This window comes from Paracidovorax sp., assembly GCF_057642795.1.
In genome coordinates, this window is the sequence record NZ_JBXYZY010000040.1 from 212327 (window position 1) to 230592 (window position 18266).

Sequence of the window (18266 nt, forward strand, 5' to 3'; positions counted from 1 at the left end):
CCATGTCCGCAGGACTCAACCTCGCCCAGCTTCAGGCCGTCCACTACACGGAGGGGCCCTGCCTGGTGCTGGCCGGCGCCGGCTCCGGCAAGACCCGCGTCATCACGATGAAGATCGGCCGGCTGATCGAGACGGGCCTGGCGCCCAAACGCATCGCGGCGATCACCTTCACCAACAAGGCCGCCGCCGAAATGCGCGAGCGCGCCCAGCACCTGATCGGCCGCGTGGCCAAGGATGTGATGGTCTGCACCTTCCACGCCCTGGGAGTGCGCATGGTGCGGGAAGACGGCCACGTGCTGGGACTCAAGCCCCAGTTCAGCATTCTCGACTCCGACGACGTGACCGGCATCATCAAGGACGCCGCCGGCGGCACCACCGACCTCGCCACCGCCCGCCAGTGGCAGTGGACCATCAGCGCCTGGAAGAACGCCGGCCTGGACAGCGCCCAGGCCCTGGCCCAGGCCAAGGACGACAACGAGCGCAGCATCGCCCTCATCATGCAGCGCTACGAAGAGCGCCTGACGGCCTATCAGAGCGTGGACTTCGACGACCTGATCGGCATGCCGCTGCGCCTCTTGCGCGACTTCCCCGAGGTGCGCGCCAAGTGGCAGGCAGCGCTGGGCCACGTGCTGGTCGATGAATACCAGGACACCAACGCCACGCAGTACGAATTGCTCAAGCTGCTGGTGGGAGAGCGCGGCCGGTTCACCGCCGTGGGCGACGACGACCAGTCGATCTACGGCTGGCGCGGCGCCACGCTGGACAACCTCAAAAAGCTGCCGGTGGACTACCCTCAGCTCAAGGTCATCAAGCTGGAGCAGAACTACCGCTCCACCAGCGCCATCCTGCGCGCGGCCAACAACGTCATCCAGCCCAACCCCAAGCTGTATCCGAAGACGCTGTTCTCCGAGCTGGGCGAGGGCGAGCCGGTGCGCATCGTCGATGCCGACAACGAGGAGCACGAGGCCGAGCGCGCCGTGGCCCGCATCCAGAGCCTGCGCGCCGCGCTCAACCCGCAGCCGACGTGGAAGAGCTTCGCCATCCTCTACCGTGCCAACCACCAGGCCAAGCCGTTCGAAAAGGCGCTGCGCAAGGCCAACGTGCCCTACAAGGTCTCGGGCGGCACCAGCTTCTTCGACCGCGCCGAGATCAAGGACCTCTGCGCCTGGTTCCGCCTCTGGATCAACAACGACGACGACCCGGCCTTCCTGCGCGCCATCACCACGCCGAAGCGCGGCATCGGCCACACGACGCTGGCCAAGCTGGGCGAATTCGCCACGCAGCACAAGGTGAGCATGTTCGGCGCGCTGTTCAACCACATGCTCGAAGCCGTGCTGCCGCGCAAGGCGCACGAAAGCGTGATCGAATTCGGCCGCTACATCAACTACCTCGAATACAAGGCGCGCCAGACGCAGGGCGCCGAGGCCTCGCGCGCCTTCATGACCGACTGGCTCAAGGAGATCGGCTACGAGCAGTACCTCTACGACAGCGAGGAAAGCGAGACCGCCGCCGCGTCGCGCTGGACCAACGTGCTGGAGTTCTGCGACTGGATGAGCCAGCGGGCGGGCGGGCAGATCGAAGACGCCGCCGGCACCGTGATGGCCAAGGAAACCAAGAGCCTGCTGGAAGTGGCGCAGACGATCGCCCTGCTCTCCACCATCAGCGAGCGCGAGAAGGACGAAGATCTCGTGACCCTGTCCACCCTGCACGCCTCCAAGGGCCTGGAATGGCCGCACGTGATGCTGGTGGGCGTGACCGAGGGCATGCTGCCCTTCAAGCTCGACGACGATGAGGGCCGACAGCAGGTGGTGACCGAAGACACCCTGCAGCGCCTGCAGGAAGAGCGGCGCCTGATGTACGTGGGCATCACCCGCGCTCAGCGCAGCCTCGCCGTGAGCTGGACCAAGAAGCGCAAGAAGGGCCGCGAATTCGTCAGCGCCCAACCCAGCCGCTTCATCGCGGAGATGGGCCTGGACAAGAACACCGCCCGCGAAGACCCGCGCGAGAAGCTGCGCGCCTTGCGCGCCGAATTCGCGGCGCGCAAGGCTTCGCCGGCAGCCGGGGGCTAAGCCCCCCGCCCAGGCCTGGTTCAAGGCCGCTGATCCGATCGCACGGCACCTGCTCCTGCGGCCCGTAAACACGCCGGGCCCACGGTTGCCGTTATGGAAGCGAGAGGCGCGAGACCCCCCTGTTTTCGCGGGCCCGGCGCGGAGCGCGGGATTCGTCGCGGCGCACGGCCATGATGACGGTGCGGCAACCGGCATTGCTTGAGACGTTGCGATACCCCTCAGACAGCGTGCGTGCCGTCGCGAGTGGCACCCCCATGACGCTGTCCTGTTCCGCGCGTCGAGATCGCGACTACGGGGCTCCCAGGGCCACCAGGCCGGTGATGAACAAGGTGTGCCAACAGGGGGCTTACCCACGCGCCTGTCGATAGAAAACGGACGCAGATTCGTGTCTTACCAAGCAGGACGCACACCTGCCCGCTGGATATTCAAGGAGAGATGTATCATTTGTATGCCTCTGTGACATTCATCCCTCACCCCTGCACGGCTGGCGGTGGCCGTAACACGATGCTGGCCAAGCGATGCGCTTGAGAGGGCAGCGTACAGGCAGCAAGGCATGACGGCCCCTCGAAGTCGTCCAAGCCGCGGCCAGTGCAGGCGTTCCCAACCCACCGGCCCAGCCCAGAGCCAGGGCCGGCGATACTCGCCGGTCGCCGCTGCCGGCAGAATCCGATGCGCACCATGCCCCTCCCGCCGTTTACTTCCGTTCCCCGCACCACCTCCCTCGCTATCGCCCTGGCGATGAGCGCGCCCATGGGCGCCGCTCTGGCGCAACAAACCCCGGCCGCACTGGCCGCCGGAGGCGACACCGCTTGGCGCCGCTGCGCAGCCATGACCGACAGTGGCGAGGCACGGCTGGCCTGCTTCGACCAGTGGGCCGCCAGCTCGGCGATCAGTGCGCCAGCGGCCTCATCCTCCGCAGCGCCCGCCACCGCCACGTCGGCAGCGCCCGCCGGCGGTGGCAATGCCGCGCTGCCCAAGCCGGTGGACGCCACGCTCCCCGCCACCCGCATCATCGAGGTCGCCCAGACCGACGGCTGCCGCGACGAGCAATACAGCACGCTCTCGCGCTTCTGGGAGCTGGAATCCGGGAGCGACTGCGGCAGCTTCCGCTTCCGCGGCTATCGGCCAATCAGCGTATCGATCACCAAGGCCAGCAGTGTGAACCGCCAACCCAGCTCCGATGCGCCGGGCCACATCGCAGCCACGGCCACCGACTACCGCAGCGCCGAGATGCGCGTGCAGCTGTCGGTGCGCACCAAGCTCGCGCAGAACATCCTGACCTCCGAGAACTCCAACCTGCGTGACTCGCTGTGGCTGGGCTACTCGCAGCAGTCCTACTGGCAGGTCTTCAGCCCCGCCATTTCCCGCCCGTTCCGCACCACCGATCACGAGCCGGAGGTGATCTACGTCTATCCCACCACCGCGCAACTTCCCTTCGGCTGGCGCTGGCGCTATTCGGGCCTGGGCCTGGTCCACCAGTCCAACGGCCAGAGCCTGCCGCTGTCACGCAGTTGGAACCGCGCCTACATGATGACCGGCATCGAGCTCGACAACCGCTGGACGGTCAGCGCCCGGCTCTGGAAGCGCCTGCACGAGAGCACCGCCGACGACGACAACCCCGGCATCAGCAACTACCTGGGCCGCGGCGAAATGACCGTGAGCTGGCAACGCGACCGCAGCAACACGTTCATCCTGACGGGCCGCCACTCGCTGGGCGGCGCCCACCGCGGCTCCGCGCGCCTGGAATGGCTGCAGACGCTGGGCCAGAACGTGGGCGCAGGCAAGAGCAACCTGCGGCTGCACACCGCCATCTTCTCGGGATACGGCGACAGCCTGATCGACTACAACCGCAAGCGCACGGTATTCAGTGTGGGGCTGAGCCTGGTCGATTTCTGAGGTCGGCACCACGGCCGGCGCGCCGGCCCGGCTGAAGGCGTCACAACAACCCGTTACCCTTTGCCCGGCCGCGGGGGCCTGCGACCGCCGGCCGGCACGACACAATGCGGCGACCCGGTAGGCCATTGCGTGACGGCGCTGCGATAAGCGCTGGTTTCTTCTTGTTTTCTTTGCCATGGCCCGCCACGAGCCCCCTGGACAATGCTGCTCGGAGGACGAACCCATGGAAATGCAATATCAACTCAAGTCGGGCAGCTACTACCTGTACGACATGCGTGATGCGCCCAGCGCGGTCACCGGCGAACGCCGGTTCAAACTGAAGACCGACACCGTGGCCATCGCCTTCGACCTGCACACCGGCCAGGTGCATCAGCACGGTAGCCCCCACCGCATCCAGTCCTGGGCCAGCAACACGCGCCGCCGCCTGCGCGCAGCTGGCGCTTTGGAGGCTGCCAACGACATCGTCGTGGTGTCCGGTCCACTGCCGGTGGACGAGCTGAACAAATGCCTCTGGATCAACGGCTACTGCCGCCGCATGTTCAAGCGGCTGTCCAGCCTGCCGCACGGGAAGTTCCAGCGCACAGCAGAGCCCTTCCGCCAGGCGGCCTGACGCGCCGCGGGGACGGACCCTGCGGGCGCAGCGAGGCCCTCCCACTGGCCGGCTGCGGCTAAGCGCTCCGTTCCCGAACTTCTTCCACATCCCCTCCTTCTCCCGTCGCCGCCACCGCATCGGCGTGCTTGACGATGGTCACCGGCACCGGGCTGGCCTGCACCAGCTCCTGCGAGACCGAGCCCAGCAGCGCGCTGGCAATGGCGCCATGGCCGCGCGCGCCGATCACGATGTGCCCGCAGCCCTGCCGCTCGGCGATATCCACCAGCGTGTGCGCGACCTCGCCCACGCCCACCTCGTTGTCATAGGGCACGCCGGCCGCATCAATCAAGGCGCGGGCCGAGGCCATCAGGTGCTGGCCGGCCTCCAGACTGGCCGCGGCGATCAGGTCCGGATCGCGCGACACCACCATTTCATAGAGCGACGCCGGTTCCTGCACATGAGCCAGCACCAGGCTGGCGCGCAGGCCGGACTGCAGCAGCGCCAGCGCATGGCGCACCGCATCGAGGGAAAGGTCGGAGCCATCGACGGCAATGAGGATCTTGAGGGACATGGTTTCACTCCTGAAAGGGATGGGAATGCGTCGATCCAGTGTAGAGCCTGGCCCCGCGCCTCTCTGCCGCGTGCGCCGTCTGGGACAATCCCGCACATGCTTCAGTTCGACCTTCTCAAGACCGACCCCGCAAGCCACGCGCGGCGCGGCACCCTCACCCTCAACCACGGCGTGGTGCAAACGCCCATCTTCATGCCCGTGGGCACCTACGGCACCGTCAAGGGCGTCATGCCGCAGAGCCTGCACGACATGGGGGCGCAGATCATCCTGGGCAACACCTTCCACCTGTGGATGCGCCCAGGGCTGGACGTGATGCAGAGCTTCGGCGGACTGCACGGCTTCGAGCAGTGGAACAAGCCCATCCTCACGGACTCCGGCGGCTTTCAGGTCTGGAGCCTGGGCGCGATGCGCAAGATCACGGAGGAAGGCGTCACCTTCGCCAGCCCCGTCAACGGCGACAAACTCTTCATGTCTCCCGAGGTGAGCATGCAGATCCAGACCACGCTCAACTCTGACATCGTGATGCAGCTGGACGAATGCACGCCCTACGAGACGCAGGGCCGCAAGACCACCGAGGCCGAGGCGCGCAAGTCCATGGAGATGAGCCGTCGCTGGGCGGTGCGCTCCAAGAACGAATTCGAGCGCCTGGGCAACCCCAATGCGCTCTTTGGCATCGTGCAGGGCGGCATGTTCCCCCATCTGCGCGAAGAGTCGCTGCAGGCGCTGGTCGAGATGGATTTCCCCGGCTACGCCGTGGGCGGCGTGTCGGTGGGCGAGCCCAAGGACGAGATGCTGGAGATCATGGCGCACACGCCGCATCGGCTGCCCGCCCACAAGCCGCGCTACCTGATGGGCGTTGGCACGCCCGAGGACCTGGTCCAGGGCGTGGCCGACGGTGTGGACATGTTCGACTGCGTGATGCCCACACGCAACGCGCGCAACGGCACCATCTTCACGCGCTACGGCGATCTCAAGTTGCGCAACGCACGCCACAAGACCGATCACCAGCCGCTGGACCCCACCTGCACCTGCCACGCCTGCGCGGGCAAGGACGGCATCGCCTGGGCAGACGGCGGCCGCGGCGGGTTCAGCCGCGCCTACCTGCACCACCTGGACCGCTGCGGCGAGATGCTGGGCCCCATGCTCACCACCATCCACAACCTGCACTACTACCTGAACCTGATGCGCGAGATCCGCGAGGCGCTGGATGCCGGCTGCTTTGCCCAGTTCCGCCAGCAGTTCGCAGCCGACCGCGCACGCGGGGTCTGACACCCGGCCGCCACCCATGTCCGCAGCCACCCCATCCTCCCTCCCCGGCAGCACAGCCGGTGGACATCAGCAGCCTGCGCGCCGCCTGGCCTGGGCCCGGGCTGCGCGCATGCCCCTGCTGATAGGGCTGGGCGTGCTGCTGGCCTGCCTGGCCGGAATCGCGATGCGGCCCACCGGCTTCTTCTCGTGTTTCTGGCCCGCCAACGCCTTGCTGGTCGGCGTGCTGGTGCGTCTGCGCCTCGTGCGTCGGCCGTCCGTCTGGGCCGGCGCGTTCGCCGGCTACGTGGCGGCGGACCTGATCAACGGATCGACCTGGACGCTTGCCACCTGGCTCACCGGCGCCAACCTGGCAGGCGTCCTCATGGCCGCGCTGCTGTTGCGCCGGCTGGCGGCGCCCGTGCGGCAGTTGCGCTGCCAGCTCTCGGCACTGCACTTGCTAAGGATCTCCGTCGCCGCCTCGGGAGTGGCAGCTCTGGTGGGCGGGGGTGCCGGCCCCGCAGTCTTCGGCACAGCCTGGCTGCCCAGCCTGTCCATGTGGTTCTCTTCCGAGCTGCTGAACTACCTGCTCATCCTGCCGGTGATGCTGACCGCCCCCGCGCGCGGCCGCCTGGGAACGGCATTCGCCACGCGGCACTCCGACATCCCCGCCTGGAAACAAGTGGGCCCGCTGCTCGCAGTGCTCGGCGCAGAAGTGCTGGTGCCCTTCGTCGGCGGGCCCTGGTCGGTGGCGATGGTCGTGCCGGCCCTGCTGTGGTACGCCGTTACCTACAGCCGCTTCGTCACCGCCCTGCTCTGCCTGGCAGTGTGCCTCTGGAAGACTGTGGAGCTGGCCGCCGTGACCGCTCTGGCGTTCAGCCCAGACCAGTGGCAGATGATCCTGGCGCTGCGCCTGGGCATCGCCATGCTGTCGCTGGGCCCGCTGGCCGTCGCCAGCGCCATGGCGTCCCGCGACGCGAGGCTGCTACAGCTGGGCCGGGCCAAGGTCGGCGACGACGACATGGCATCCTTCCTGGCGCAAAGCCCGTTCACGGGGCGGGCCCGGGATTGGCTCGAACGACCACTACCTGAAGGTCAGCGCCGCCCGGTGGGCCTGCTGATGATCGGCGTGGATTCGTTGCCACCCGTCATCGCGCGCCAGGGCCGCACCACCGGCGAGCGCGTGCGCGCCGCTTTCGCGGAAGGCATCGCACCGCTACTGCGCACGGAAGAGCCATTGGCGGCGCTGGGCGAAGAGAAGTTCGTGCTGCTGCTGCCCGGAGCCACCGACTCGGAGGCCATGGCGGCCGCCGAGCGCCTCTGCGCAGCCACCCGCGCTCTGCCCCTCGCGCTGGCCGAGGGACAGCCGCTGACCGTGACGGTCAGCATCGGCGCTGCCTTCTACGCCGACGTGGCGGTGCCCGCCGACGGCACGTCCGAGGCCCTGATCCGCTCCATGCTGCGCGATGCGGACCGGCTGCAGGCGCGGGCGCAGAACGCCGGGCGCGACTGCGTGGTGTTCCGCGCCCTGGACCGGCCCGGCAGCCTCGCGGAGACGGACTGGACGATAGCCGCCCATCCGACATGAAGGTGGTGGGAGCAGCGCCTACGATGCAGGCATGCTGACCGTTCACCACCTCGAAACCTCGCGCTCCCAGCGCGTCCTCTGGCTTCTGGAAGAGCTGGGCGTGCCCTACGCAGTCAAACGCTATGCGCGAAACCCCATCACGCGGCTGGCGCCACCCGAACTCAAGCGCATCCACCCGCTGGGCAAGTCGCCCGTCATCACCGACGAAGGCGAGGTGATCGCCGAGTCCGGCGCCATCCTCGAATACCTGGCCGAGCGCTTCGGAGACCAGGCCCCGCCCGAATTGGCCCAGCTGGAGCCGGCACGCGGCACCACAGCGCACCGCTATTGCCGCTTCTGGATGCACTACGCCGAAGGTTCGCTCATGAACTGGCTGGTCATGAAGCTGGTCTTCAAGACGCTGCCCACCCAGCCCATGCCCTTCTTCGTGCGGCCCGTGGCACGGGCCATCTGCAGCAAGGCCCAGCACAGGCTGGTGGACCCCAACCTCGCCACCGCGCTGGCCTACATGGACGACCACCTCTCGCGCCACCCCTGGTTCGCAGGCGATGCGCTGAGCCTGGCGGACTTCCAGATGAGCTTCCCGGTCGAGGCCGCGCTCTCGCGAGCAGAAGGAGCTGAGCGCCATCCACACCTGAGCGCCTACCGGGACCGCATCCGCGCCAGGCCGGCGTACCAGAGGGCGCTGGACAAGGGTGGGCCGGTGGTGATGGGGTCCTGAGCGACGCGCAAGACACTCCTGCACGGCGTTAGCCGTCAAGAGGTTTTTAGTGCTTGAAATCTGGACCTCACGAGATGCGGCCGGGTGAGACGGCGCGGGGCATTCAAGGCTTTGCAAGCCGCTGCGTGTTCCGCCCAGCGAAACGACCAACCATCGTCGCTGGGCAGGCGTTCATACGCTCGCCCAGCCCCGATTGACCAGCCACGGCACTCCGCAGGAACCAGACTGTCGCTTCCCTCTCTCGGGGATATAGGGGATGACACAGACGATGCGTGCGGGGCCGAGCGAGCCATTGGACCCGTCGATGGCTTGGGGCGAACATGCCAGACGCGACGATGCGCCGGCCTGGCCCTCCCACCCATCCCGATCAATCTCCGGTCCGCCCTGTCGGAACTTCACTCCGGACTCTGCCCGGGCGGCGTCGTGTCCGGCCCCATGAAGCTGCGCAGATCCACTTGCCGGCAGGTCATTGAATCGGCTCCTTGGCCAACCACTAGCATGCGCCCCAGGCCGCTGCCGGAAGGCCTGGCGCCCTCGGCAGGCTCACGCCCCATCTGCTTGGTGGCATCTGCCGCCACGAGCGACACGAGGCTGTCCACCAGAAAACCGCGCAAACGCTCGCCGCGACGCACCACGAGCACGCATGACTGCGGCGAAGCGTCCACCGCCGGGCTGCCCAGCAGGGTGCGCAGATCGAACACCTCCAGCGGCCGTCCCCTGCGCTCGACGAGGCCGCACATGCCGCCACCCGCCTCATCGACGCGCACGGCGGGCGCACGGTAGTCCAGGATTTCCTCCACGTCCACGAGCGGCGTCGCGCAACCGCCACCGGCTCGGTAAACCAGGAACGTGGTGCGCCCGCCTGCACCCTGCGGACCGCCCTGCAGGGCCGCCGCCTGCACCGACGCCTGGATTGCGGCATCGAGATGGGACTCCAGAAAGCCGGCGACGAGAGGATGGGCCAGCAGCGCCGGCACGCGCAGCACGGAGGCAATGCCGTGCCGTGCCGTGCGCAGGGCACCCGCATAGCACTCAGGCTGAAGAATGGCCCCTGTCCCGAGCGGCACGATAGCGTCGGCCGCCACCATTTCCATCCCCAGCAGGGCATCCACCTCCACGCCGATGCGCCGCTCCGCATGCTGCAGCACCATGAGCAAAGGGCGGCCCGACTCTGGCACACCACCCGGCACGCCCAGCAAGCGTTGCAGATCGACGACGGGAACATCCTTGCCGCGCCAAGCCACCAGGCCACGGATGGCACCGCTGGCGGCGAAGAACGAACGCATGGGCGGCATGGGCTGCACGTCGGGTACCTCGGCGAAGTCGAAGGCCAGCACCTGCGATCCCAGACCTGCCAACGTATGCCTGCGCAGCGCAGCCGCAGGCTGCATTGCACCGGCATTCGATCCAGGCACATCGGAGCGTTCGCGGGCGGGCATCACGCCGGGCGTGCGCTCCATCAAGGCCGCCACCTGCAGCACCGGCAGCGCGCGCGCATCAGGGCCGTCCGTGACCAGCCAGCGATCGAACAAGCCGCCCTCCATCCCGCCCATTGGGGTGACGGCAGAAGGCGCGACGCGCAGCACATCGGCGATGGCGTCCACACGGATGGCCAGGCGATGCCCGCCGTACGCGACCACTGCGACCTGCCTGGCAGCACGCTGCGAGGTCTCGGCGGCTAAGTCATTGAGCGGCAGCACCGGCTCAGCCCCAGCGGGCGCCATCAGGCGGTGCAGGTCCAGCACGGGAATCAGCTGCCCCCGCAGCAGGAACATGCCGGCCATCAGCAGCGAAGGCTCGGGCAGCGGCAGCAGTTGTTCAGGCATGTCCACCGCCTCGATCAGTTCGCTGGCGGCGATGGCGATGTCCTGGCCGGCCGTGCGGACGATGCCGTAATGCAGGACCGTCCCGTCGCCACTCATGCGCGCACCGGAGGGGCACTGCCCGACGTGGCGTCGGCGGCCTCGGCGGCGGGGTTGCCGCGCGAGGAGACTCGCGTCAGCTCTTCCAGCAGCGCCGAGACGTTGTCCGTGGCTACCGTCTGCGCGTCGGTGGCGGAAAGGATTCCGGCGATGGACATCGTGGTGCGCTCCACCCCCTGGACGATGCGTTCGAAGTTTTCCGCCGCCTGCGAAGAGATCTCGCCGCCCTGGCGCACCCGCGCCACCGATTCAGCGATCAGCTTGGTGATTTCGCGCGTCGCCTGGGACGACTTCTCGGCCAGCTTGCGCACCTCGTCGGCCACCACAGAAAAGCCCAGCCCGTGCTCACCCGCCCGGGCGGCCTCGATGGCGGCGTTGAAGGCCAGCAGGTTGGTCTGGTTGGCGATGTCGCCGATGACCTGCACGATGGCATGGATGTCGTCGGACGACTCCTGGATGGCCTTGGTGGCATCCAGCGAGCGCAGCAGGGTCTGGCTGCCGCGCCGGGCCTCGGACTGCGTTTGCGCAGCGAGCTCGGTGGATTGCTGCGTCGCGCGCGCGATCTCTCCGATAGTCTCGGTCAGCTGCTGGATGGAGCTGCCCATGGCGTGCACGCGGCTTCGGACGAGTTGTTCCCGCTCCACCTGCCCGCTCACGTCGATGGCGTACTTGATGATTTTCACCGGTGCCCCATTGGGACCGATGATGGGGTTATAGGTCGCCTGGATCCAGACGGGATAGCCGTGCTTGCTGATGCGCTTGTAGAGGCCCGAATAGAACTCGCCGCGGCTCAGGCGTGCCCAGAAGTCGCGGTATTCGGAAGAGCGCACAAACTCGGGCTCGCAAAACATCTTGTGATGCTGTCCGACCACTTCGCGCAGGGTGTAGCCCATCGCGTCGAGAAAGTTGGCATTGGCATGCAGCACATTACCCTCTAGGTCGAACTCGATCACCGCCTGAGCGCGGGACATGGCGTTGACCTTGCCCTCGTATTCGGCGTTGCGGATCTTCGCATCCGTGATGTCGGTGGCGTACTTGATGACCTTCACCTGGCGGCCCTCGCCGTCGAAGATGGGGTTGTACGAGGCCTGCAACCAGATTTCCCGGCCGCCTTTGGCGACGCGGTTGTACACGGAGGACTCGAATTCGCCATCGCCCAGCTTGCGCCAGAAGTCGCGGTAGGCGGGGCTTGCGGCGTATTCAGGGGTGCAGAACACGCGATGGTGCTTGCCCAAAATCTCGTCCAGCGTGTAGCCCGTGGTATCGAGGAATAGCTGGTTGGCGCCCATCACGATGCCATCCAGAGAGAACTCCACCACCGCTGTGGACCGGTCTATGGCCTGAACTCGGCCGGCGTTCTCCGTGGTGCGCAGCTTGCCTTCGGTGATGTCGCTGGCGTACTTGACCACCTTCACCGGGCGGCCGTCCTCGTCCAGCACCGGGGTGTATGACGCCTGGATCCACACGTCGCGGCCCGTCTTGCTGACGCGGCGGTATTCGCCCTGCTGGAATTCGCCAGCGGCCAATCGCTCCCAGAATTCGCGGTAGTCCAGACTGCGCACATGGGCGGCGTCACAGAACAAGCGGTGATGCACCCCTGCGATCTCCTCGGCGGAGTAGCCGAAGGTTTTCAGGAAATTCTCGTTGGCCTTGAGCACATGGCCCTTGAGATCGAACTCAACGACGGCCATCGAGCGGTCGATGGCATCCATGTGGCCTTCATATTCCCGCATCGTGGCGCGAAGCGCCGAAACATCTTCAAGCAGCAGTACGACCTGGGCCAGCGCCCCCTCCGCATCACGCAGCAGATAGGCCTGGGTGCGCGTGACGCAATCACGCTTCCAGCTGCCGAAATGCCGCCCCGTTACGGCTTGAGGGGCCGCTTCGCCGGCGGCCACACATGCGTCGATCCATTCGGCAGCAAGCGGAAAGCATTGACGGTAGTGATGCCCTAGCAATTCGTCCGCCGGGTGCTGGGTCATGGAGAGGAAGGCTGCATTGGCAGAAACGATCTGACCCCGCCCATCCAGTCCCAGACAAGGCTGCGCCTCCAGGATGCCCCGGGCCAGGACAACGAGCATCTCGTCAGAAGGAGAAACGACTGAGTCCGTCATTTTGTTTCCAATTGATGTTTTTGATTCAATGGGTTACATGCTAGCGAAGTCGAAAGATATCTGCAACGCGCAGCGGCGTATCCCCATGCTAGGCCGGCCATCCGGTACACCTGCAAAGCAAATAAGGAGTCATAGGCAGCCTGAGGGCTTTAAGCCCCCGTATGCGCCCCCTGCGTGGACTCCGGTCGCACAGGGGCCGCAGCAGCCCCGCACGCATGGCAAAAGCGTGCGAAACCGCTCTTGCGGGTGGCGCAGATCCCGCAGCGGTCAAACAGGCCGATGCCGCAGTGCGGGCAGTAGTCGATCGCCGGGTCTTTCAGGTCCACCTGGCGCTCGCAGCCCGGGCACACGCCCTTGGCGAGCCGTGCCAGCGCGACGTCGTAGCTCAATTCTTCGCGACGCTGGGCATCGGGCAGCGATTCGGCCAGACGCTGGCGCTCCCGATAGCGGTTGAGCGCGGCGACGGCCCAGCGCCCGACCAGCACCGTGACCACGATGCCCACCGCGTAGCGCACGTAGCCGCCGTAGCTGGGAAGGTAGGGCACCAGTTCGACGAAGAAGGCGAACAGCGCAAAGAAGATGAAGCCCCACACGAAGGGCCAGTAGGTGCTGCGGCGCTGCTTGGCGAACAGCCAGCCGGCTGCGACGAGCAGGGGAAGCGTCAGCAGCAGCCGATAGAGGAAGACACGCAGCTCGACCTGGCGCGCAACTGCCGACATGCGCTCGAAGCCGCCCGCCTCCAGCTCGCTCAAGCGCTGCCGGGCCTGAGCTGCGGCCTGCCGCGCATCGAGCGCAGTCTGCTGCTGTGCCTGCACCGCCTGCTGGGCCTGCTGCTCGCGGCGCTTGAGCCCGTCGAGCGCCTCCGTGCGGCGCACCACCTCGGGGTTGTGCTCCGCCTGCTGCGTGGCGCTGCGCGTCGCCAGCCAGTTGTCGAAGGTCTCGCGCTCGGCCGCGGTGCTGCTGCGTGCCTTGTCGAGCTGCAGCCGCGCCTGCTCCAGCGCGGTCTGTGCCGTGGCCTCGGCCCGCTCGGAGCTACGGACCTGGGCGCGCAGCGCCTCGGCCGCATCGCGGTCCAGGTAGTCGTCGAGCTGCAGCGGCGCCTCCACGCGGGGCAGATCGCCAACCACCGCGCCGCCCAGGCCGATCAGGAATCCGGCGAACACCAGCGCGACCAGCCAGAGTCCACGGCGGAACCATTTCTCCGAAAGGCGCAGTCCTTTGCTCATGGATTTTTTCTCCGGGCAATCATGGGGAGGAGGATCATGCAGCGCCTGCCGGAATGCCCGGCGCTCAGCAGCCACCCAACCACATCATCGCAGCCTCGTCAGACGGCAGGCAACAGCGCCAAAGCCATGTCACATGGCAAGCGAGGGATCAGAACGTTTCCCAGTCGTCCTCGCTCTTTGCCGCGGGGGCGGCGGCACGCGGGGGCGCAGCCGAAGCCAGCGCAGCCGGCTTGGCCGCCGGTGTCACTGCAGCGGGTGCCGCAGCCCGGAGCTTTGGGGCAGCAGCCTGTGCCACGGGCTTGCGTGCCGGCGGCGGTGCGACGGCCGGCGCCGCAGGTGCCGGCGAAGGTGCCGCCGCGCGGGGCGGCGCTGCGGCACGCAGCCCCTGGCCGGCCGCTGCATCCACCTGGAACACGCTCACCAGTTGCACCAGGCGGTTGGCCTGCGCGCTCAGGCTGCCGGCCGCAGCGGCCGACTCTTCCACCAGCGCCGCGTTCTGCTGCGTCACCTGGTCGAGCTGATGGACCGCGTCGCCCACCTGGGAAATGCCTTGCTCCTGCTCCTGCGTGGCCGCACCGATCTCGGCGATAAGGTCCGCCACGCGCCGCGCCTGGTCCACGATCTCACCCATGGTGGTGCCCGCCGTGCCCACGAGCTGGGAGCCTGCTTCGACCTTGGAGACGCTCTCGCCGATCAGGTCCTTGATCTCCTTGGCCGCCTGCGCCGAGCGCTGCGCCAGGCTGCGCACTTCGGAGGCCACCACGGCGAAGCCCCGGCCCTGCTCGCCCGCGCGAGCCGCTTCCACGGCGGCGTTGAGCGCCAGGATGTTGGTCTGGAAGGCGATGCCGTCGATCACGCCGATGATGTCGGCGATCTTGCGCGAGCTGGCGGTGATCTCGTCCATGGTGCGCACCACGCTGCCCACCACCTCGCCGCCGCGCGTGGCGGTGGCGGAGGCCGAGGAGGCCAGCTGGGCGGCGGTGCGCACCGTGTCGGCGTTCTGCTTGACGGTGGAGTTCATCTCCTCCATCGAGGCGGCGGTCTGCTGCAGGTTGGAGGCCTGCTCTTCGGTGCGCTGGCTCAGGTCGGCGTTGCCGGTGGAGATCTGCGTGGCGCCGGTGGCGATGGATTCGCTGGACAGGCGCACCTCGGCGACCATGCGCGAGAGGCTGGCGCGCATGGCGGCCATGGCGGCCAGGACGCTGGAGGTGTCGCCGGGGCGGACCTCGACGGCCACGGCCAGGTTGCCGCGGGCGACTTCCTGGGCGATGCGGGCGGCTTCGGCCGGCTCCCCGCCCAGCTGCCCCTTGATGCGCCGCGTGATCGCCCAGGACAGCAGGCCGCCGATCAGGCCAGCCACGACGGCCAGCAGCACCATCAACGTGGCCGCACTCTTCGCCTGCCCCTGCGCCTCCCGGCTGGTTTCCAGCATCTCGCGCTTGTGATAGCCCACGAACTTGTCCATCGCGTCGAAATAGACGTTCTGCAGGCTGCGGAGGTCCTTGAAGACCATCTCCCGCGCGGCGTTGGAGTCACCGCTCTGAGCCGATGCTGCGATCCGCAGCACCATGGCGTTGTAACTACTGCGCGACTGCAACAAGTCCTGCAGCAATCGGCGCCCCTCTTCCGACTCCGTGCTGGCCTCCAGCAATTTGAAGAGCTCCCCGTTCTTGTCGGTGGTCTCCTGGATACGCTTTCTCTCGCCCGCCATCGCCTCGGTGTCCTGCAGCATCACGATGTTGCGCACGATGCGAGCGACCAGATTCACGTTGTCCTTGATTTCCTGAGCCCGCATCACATCGGTCATGCGCAACGTGGCCAGAGAGTCGATGCTGTTGCTGAGCTTGTTCAGCCGCAGGTTCCCCACCACGGCAATGAACGTGCCGAGCAGAATCACGATGGTGAAGCCCATGCCCAGCATGGCACCAACTTTCATGTGACGGAATGCATTCATGGGGCACCCTTTTCAAAATGACATTTTTTACATTGGACAACTCAATCGAAATTTATTCTCACATTAAATAACTTGCAGCAATATATCCATTGCCCGCCCTGGGCTATGGCGCGACAGCCGGGCTCTGGCGTCAGCCGCTGCGGCAGAGGGGAAGGTCAGCGTGTGTCCGCCGTGGCGGATGCCGCTCCTGTGCGGCGGGAGCTGCGGGGTATATGACCGCGGTGGCCGGCTCAATCCGCTTTGATGCCTGCACTCTGGGCAATGGCGCGCATGCGCGGCAATTCATCGGCAATGCGCGCAGCTACGGCCTGTGCGGGCGCGGGGGCAGGCTCAAGCCCGCTGGAGAGCAGTTGGGCGCGCACATCCGCGTCCGACATCGAGTCGGCCAGCGCCTTCTCCAGCCTGGCCTTCGCTTCCGCCGGCAAGCCGCGGGGCGCCACCAACGCCAGCCAGGAATCCGCTGCGAAGCCAGGAAAGCCGCTTTCCGCCACGGTAGGCACGCCCGGCAGCTGCGGCGCCCGCGTGGCGCCCGTCACCGCGATGGCCTTGATCTTGCCGCTCTTGAGCTGAGGCAGCGCGGCAGCCACGGTATCCACCGTGAAGGGAATCTGTCCGCCGATCAGGTCGCTCATCGCCGGAGCGCTTCCTCGGTAAGGCACATGCGGCAACTGGATGCCCATGGCCGACCACATCAGCTCGCCCGCAAAATGCCCGGTGGTGCCGCTGCCGAAGGAGCCATAGACGAACTTGCCGGGCGCCGCCTTCACGGCCGTGACCAACTGGGCCACGCTGTTCACCGGCACATCACGATGGGCCAGCAGCACCAGCGGCACCCGCGCGACCATGCCGATGGGCTCGAAGCTCCGGATCGGGTCGTAGGGCAGCTTGGACTGCAGCGCCGGATTGATGGTGAACGTGGAGCCCGAACTGATGAGCAGCGTGTAGCCGTCGGCCGGCGCATTGGAGACGTACGACGCTCCGACGATGGTGCCGGCGCCGCCCTTGTTGTCGATCACCACCGCCTGCCCTAGCCGCTCGCCCAGCGGCTTGGCGATCAGCCGGGCGGTGATGTCCACGGCGCCGCCTGGCGGGAAGGGCACAACGAGCTGCACCGGCTTGGCGGGATAGCTTTGCGCGTGCGCGGCCGTGCCCGGCAGGCCTGCGGCGAGGGCCACGGCGGCCATCGACAGGAACGCACAGGCTTGCCGGCGCGATGGGAGGGACGGACAGGTCGTTGTCTTCATCGCGAAGCTCCTTGGAGGAACAAAAAAAGCAGCCGGCCCCTTTCCGCCCTTCAGCGCGCAGCCGGGCGAAGCGCGAGGCCCCAGCCCCGCGCGCTGGGTTAGCCGTTGCGGAAAAGGAAGCTGTAGGCGTTCAGCGCTGGCACTCCGCCCAGGTGGGCATAGAGCACCTTGGAGCCGGCCGGGAATTCGCCCAGGCGCACTTTCTCGATCATGCCGTGCATGGACTTGCCCTCATAGACCGGGTCGGTCAGCATGCCTTCCATGCGGGCGCACAGGCGGATGGCCTCCAGCGTGCCCTCGTTGGGCAGGCCGTATTCGGGGCCTCCGAAGCGTTCGTCCAGCACGACGTCGGCGTCGGTGATGTCGCGGCCCAGCTCCACCAGCTTGGCCGTGTTCTGCGCGATGCGCAGGATCTGGGCGCGGGTCTGGGCGGGTTTGGCCGAGGCGTCGATGCCGATCACGCGGTCCGCACGGCCATTGGCCGCGAAGCCGACGGTCATGCCGGCGTGCGTGCTGCCGGTGACCGAGCAGACCACGATGTAATCGAAGCGGAAGCCGAGTTCCTCTTCCTGCTGGCGCACTTCCTCGGCGAAGCCGACGAAGCCGAGGCCGCCGTAGGGATGCTCGGAGCAGCCCGCCGGGATGGGGAAGGGCTTGCCGCCGGCCTTCTTCACGTCTTCCATGGCTTGCTCCCAGCTGGGGCGGATGCCGATGTCGAAGCCCGCGGAGTCCAGCCGCACGTCGGCGCCCATGATGCGGCTCATCTCGATGTTGCCCACGCGGTCATACACCGCGTCGGAATAGTTCACCCAGTTCTCCTGCACCAGCACGCACTTCATGCCCAGGTGCGCCGCCACGGCCGCCACCTGGCGGGTCTGGTTGGACTGGATGCCGCCGATGGACACCAGCGTGTCGTAGCCGCCCGCGATCGCCTCGGGGATCAGGTACTCCATCTTGCGGGTCTTGTTGCCGCCGAAGGCCAGGCCCGAATTGCAGTCCTCGCGCTTGGCATAGAGCTCCACCTTGCCGCCCAGATGGGCCGACAGGCGCTTGAGCGGCTGGATGGGCGTAGGGCCGAAGGTCAGGGGATAGCGTTCGAATTTCTGCAGGTTCATGGAAGGTCT

The 18266-nt window shown here is 67.3% G+C and carries 13 protein-coding genes; 6 read left to right on the plus strand and 7 right to left on the minus strand.

All coding sequences use genetic code 11. The annotated features are described in order from the left end of the window. The first annotated feature begins 2 nt into the window (after nt 1-2). The 3 genes from AC3A84_RS17080 to AC3A84_RS17090 all read left to right on the plus strand — a co-directional run bounded on the left by AC3A84_RS17080 (nt 3) and on the right by AC3A84_RS17090 (nt 4575). The gene (locus AC3A84_RS17080) at nt 3-2069 is read left to right on the plus strand and encodes an ATP-dependent helicase (protein WP_487971228.1); all 2067 of its coding nucleotides are present in this window, start codon (nt 3-5) and stop codon (nt 2067-2069) included. A 669-nt stretch (nt 2070-2738) separates the two neighbouring features. Continuing rightward, the gene (locus AC3A84_RS17085) at nt 2739-3965 is read left to right on the plus strand and encodes a phospholipase A (RefSeq protein ID WP_487971229.1); all 1227 of its coding nucleotides are present in this window, start codon (nt 2739-2741) and stop codon (nt 3963-3965) included. Nucleotides 3966-4188: 223 nt separating this feature from the next. Continuing rightward, entirely contained in the window at nt 4189-4575 is a 387-nt protein-coding gene (locus AC3A84_RS17090; RefSeq protein WP_487971230.1) for a hypothetical protein, read from the plus strand. Between the two features lie 58 nt (nt 4576-4633). On the opposite strand, the gene AC3A84_RS17095 is transcribed toward AC3A84_RS17090, so the two are convergent. Continuing rightward, nucleotides 4634-5128, minus strand: a complete 495-nt coding sequence (locus tag AC3A84_RS17095) for a universal stress protein (RefSeq protein ID WP_487971231.1) — start codon at nt 5126-5128, stop codon at nt 4634-4636. A gap of 96 nt (nt 5129-5224) precedes the next feature. On the opposite strand from AC3A84_RS17095, the gene tgt reads away from it, so the two are divergent. Genes tgt through AC3A84_RS17110 form a run of 3 tightly spaced genes read left to right on the plus strand, consistent with a single transcriptional unit; the run spans nt 5225 to nt 8682 of the window. Beyond that, the gene (tgt, locus tag AC3A84_RS17100) at nt 5225-6397 is read left to right on the plus strand and encodes a tRNA guanosine(34) transglycosylase Tgt (protein WP_487971232.1); all 1173 of its coding nucleotides are present in this window, start codon (nt 5225-5227) and stop codon (nt 6395-6397) included. A gap of 16 nt (nt 6398-6413) precedes the next feature. After that, nucleotides 6414-7961, plus strand: coding sequence for a GGDEF domain-containing protein (locus AC3A84_RS17105; RefSeq protein ID WP_487971233.1), 1548 nt, complete (start codon nt 6414-6416; stop codon nt 7959-7961). A 31-nt stretch (nt 7962-7992) separates the two neighbouring features. After that, entirely contained in the window at nt 7993-8682 is a 690-nt protein-coding gene (locus AC3A84_RS17110; protein WP_487971234.1) for a glutathione S-transferase family protein, read from the plus strand. Between the two features lie 395 nt (nt 8683-9077). Here AC3A84_RS17110 and AC3A84_RS17115 read toward each other — a convergent pair whose 3' ends face one another. From AC3A84_RS17115 to AC3A84_RS17140, 6 genes are all read right to left on the minus strand, one after another. Further along, nucleotides 9078-10604 (minus strand): chemotaxis protein CheW, encoded by a 1527-nt coding sequence (locus AC3A84_RS17115; RefSeq protein WP_487971235.1) that lies wholly within the window; start codon nt 10602-10604, stop codon nt 9078-9080. Continuing rightward, nucleotides 10601-12685 (minus strand): PAS domain-containing protein, encoded by a 2085-nt coding sequence (locus AC3A84_RS17120; RefSeq protein WP_487971236.1) that lies wholly within the window; start codon nt 12683-12685, stop codon nt 10601-10603. Before AC3A84_RS17120 ends, AC3A84_RS17115 begins: the two co-directional genes overlap by 4 nt. A gap of 182 nt (nt 12686-12867) precedes the next feature. Then, on the minus strand, nt 12868-13944 hold the full coding sequence (locus tag AC3A84_RS17125) for a serine endopeptidase (protein ID WP_487971237.1): 1077 nt from the start codon (nt 13942-13944) through the stop codon (nt 12868-12870). Nucleotides 13945-14092: 148 nt separating this feature from the next. After that, on the minus strand, nt 14093-15898 hold the full coding sequence (locus tag AC3A84_RS17130) for a methyl-accepting chemotaxis protein (protein ID WP_487971238.1): 1806 nt from the start codon (nt 15896-15898) through the stop codon (nt 14093-14095). Nucleotides 15899-16128: 230 nt separating this feature from the next. Then, complete coding sequence (locus AC3A84_RS17135) at nt 16129-17142, minus strand: Bug family tripartite tricarboxylate transporter substrate binding protein (RefSeq protein ID WP_487971239.1); 1014 nt, start codon at nt 17140-17142, stop codon at nt 16129-16131. A gap of 98 nt (nt 17143-17240) precedes the next feature. Continuing rightward, complete coding sequence (locus AC3A84_RS17140) at nt 17241-18257, minus strand: 1-aminocyclopropane-1-carboxylate deaminase (protein WP_487971240.1); 1017 nt, start codon at nt 18255-18257, stop codon at nt 17241-17243. Between the last annotated feature and the right edge of the window lie 9 nt (nt 18258-18266).

What these genes read in the sequence shown, in the direction of transcription:
- AC3A84_RS17125 (WP_487971237.1), bottom strand. Translation starts at nt 13,944, where the DNA reads ATGAGCAAAGGACTGCGCCTTTCGGAGAAATGGTTCCGCCGTGGACTC.
- AC3A84_RS17095 (WP_487971231.1), bottom strand. Translation starts at nt 5,128, where the DNA reads ATGTCCCTCAAGATCCTCATTGCCGTCGATGGCTCCGACCTTTCCCTC.
- AC3A84_RS17080 (WP_487971228.1), top strand. Translation starts at nt 3, where the DNA reads ATGTCCGCAGGACTCAACCTCGCCCAGCTTCAGGCCGTCCACTACACG.
- tgt (WP_487971232.1), top strand. Translation starts at nt 5,225, where the DNA reads ATGCTTCAGTTCGACCTTCTCAAGACCGACCCCGCAAGCCACGCGCGG.
- AC3A84_RS17135 (WP_487971239.1), bottom strand. Translation starts at nt 17,142, where the DNA reads ATGAAGACAACGACCTGTCCGTCCCTCCCATCGCGCCGGCAAGCCTGT.
- AC3A84_RS17105 (WP_487971233.1), top strand. Translation starts at nt 6,414, where the DNA reads ATGTCCGCAGCCACCCCATCCTCCCTCCCCGGCAGCACAGCCGGTGGA.
- AC3A84_RS17130 (WP_487971238.1), bottom strand. Translation starts at nt 15,898, where the DNA reads ATGAATGCATTCCGTCACATGAAAGTTGGTGCCATGCTGGGCATGGGC.
- AC3A84_RS17110 (WP_487971234.1), top strand. Translation starts at nt 7,993, where the DNA reads ATGCTGACCGTTCACCACCTCGAAACCTCGCGCTCCCAGCGCGTCCTC.
- AC3A84_RS17085 (WP_487971229.1), top strand. Translation starts at nt 2,739, where the DNA reads ATGCGCACCATGCCCCTCCCGCCGTTTACTTCCGTTCCCCGCACCACC.
- AC3A84_RS17140 (WP_487971240.1), bottom strand. Translation starts at nt 18,257, where the DNA reads ATGAACCTGCAGAAATTCGAACGCTATCCCCTGACCTTCGGCCCTACG.
- AC3A84_RS17120 (WP_487971236.1), bottom strand. Translation starts at nt 12,685, where the DNA reads ATGCTCGTTGTCCTGGCCCGGGGCATCCTGGAGGCGCAGCCTTGTCTG.
- AC3A84_RS17090 (WP_487971230.1), top strand. Translation starts at nt 4,189, where the DNA reads ATGGAAATGCAATATCAACTCAAGTCGGGCAGCTACTACCTGTACGAC.
- AC3A84_RS17115 (WP_487971235.1), bottom strand. Translation starts at nt 10,604, where the DNA reads ATGAGTGGCGACGGGACGGTCCTGCATTACGGCATCGTCCGCACGGCC.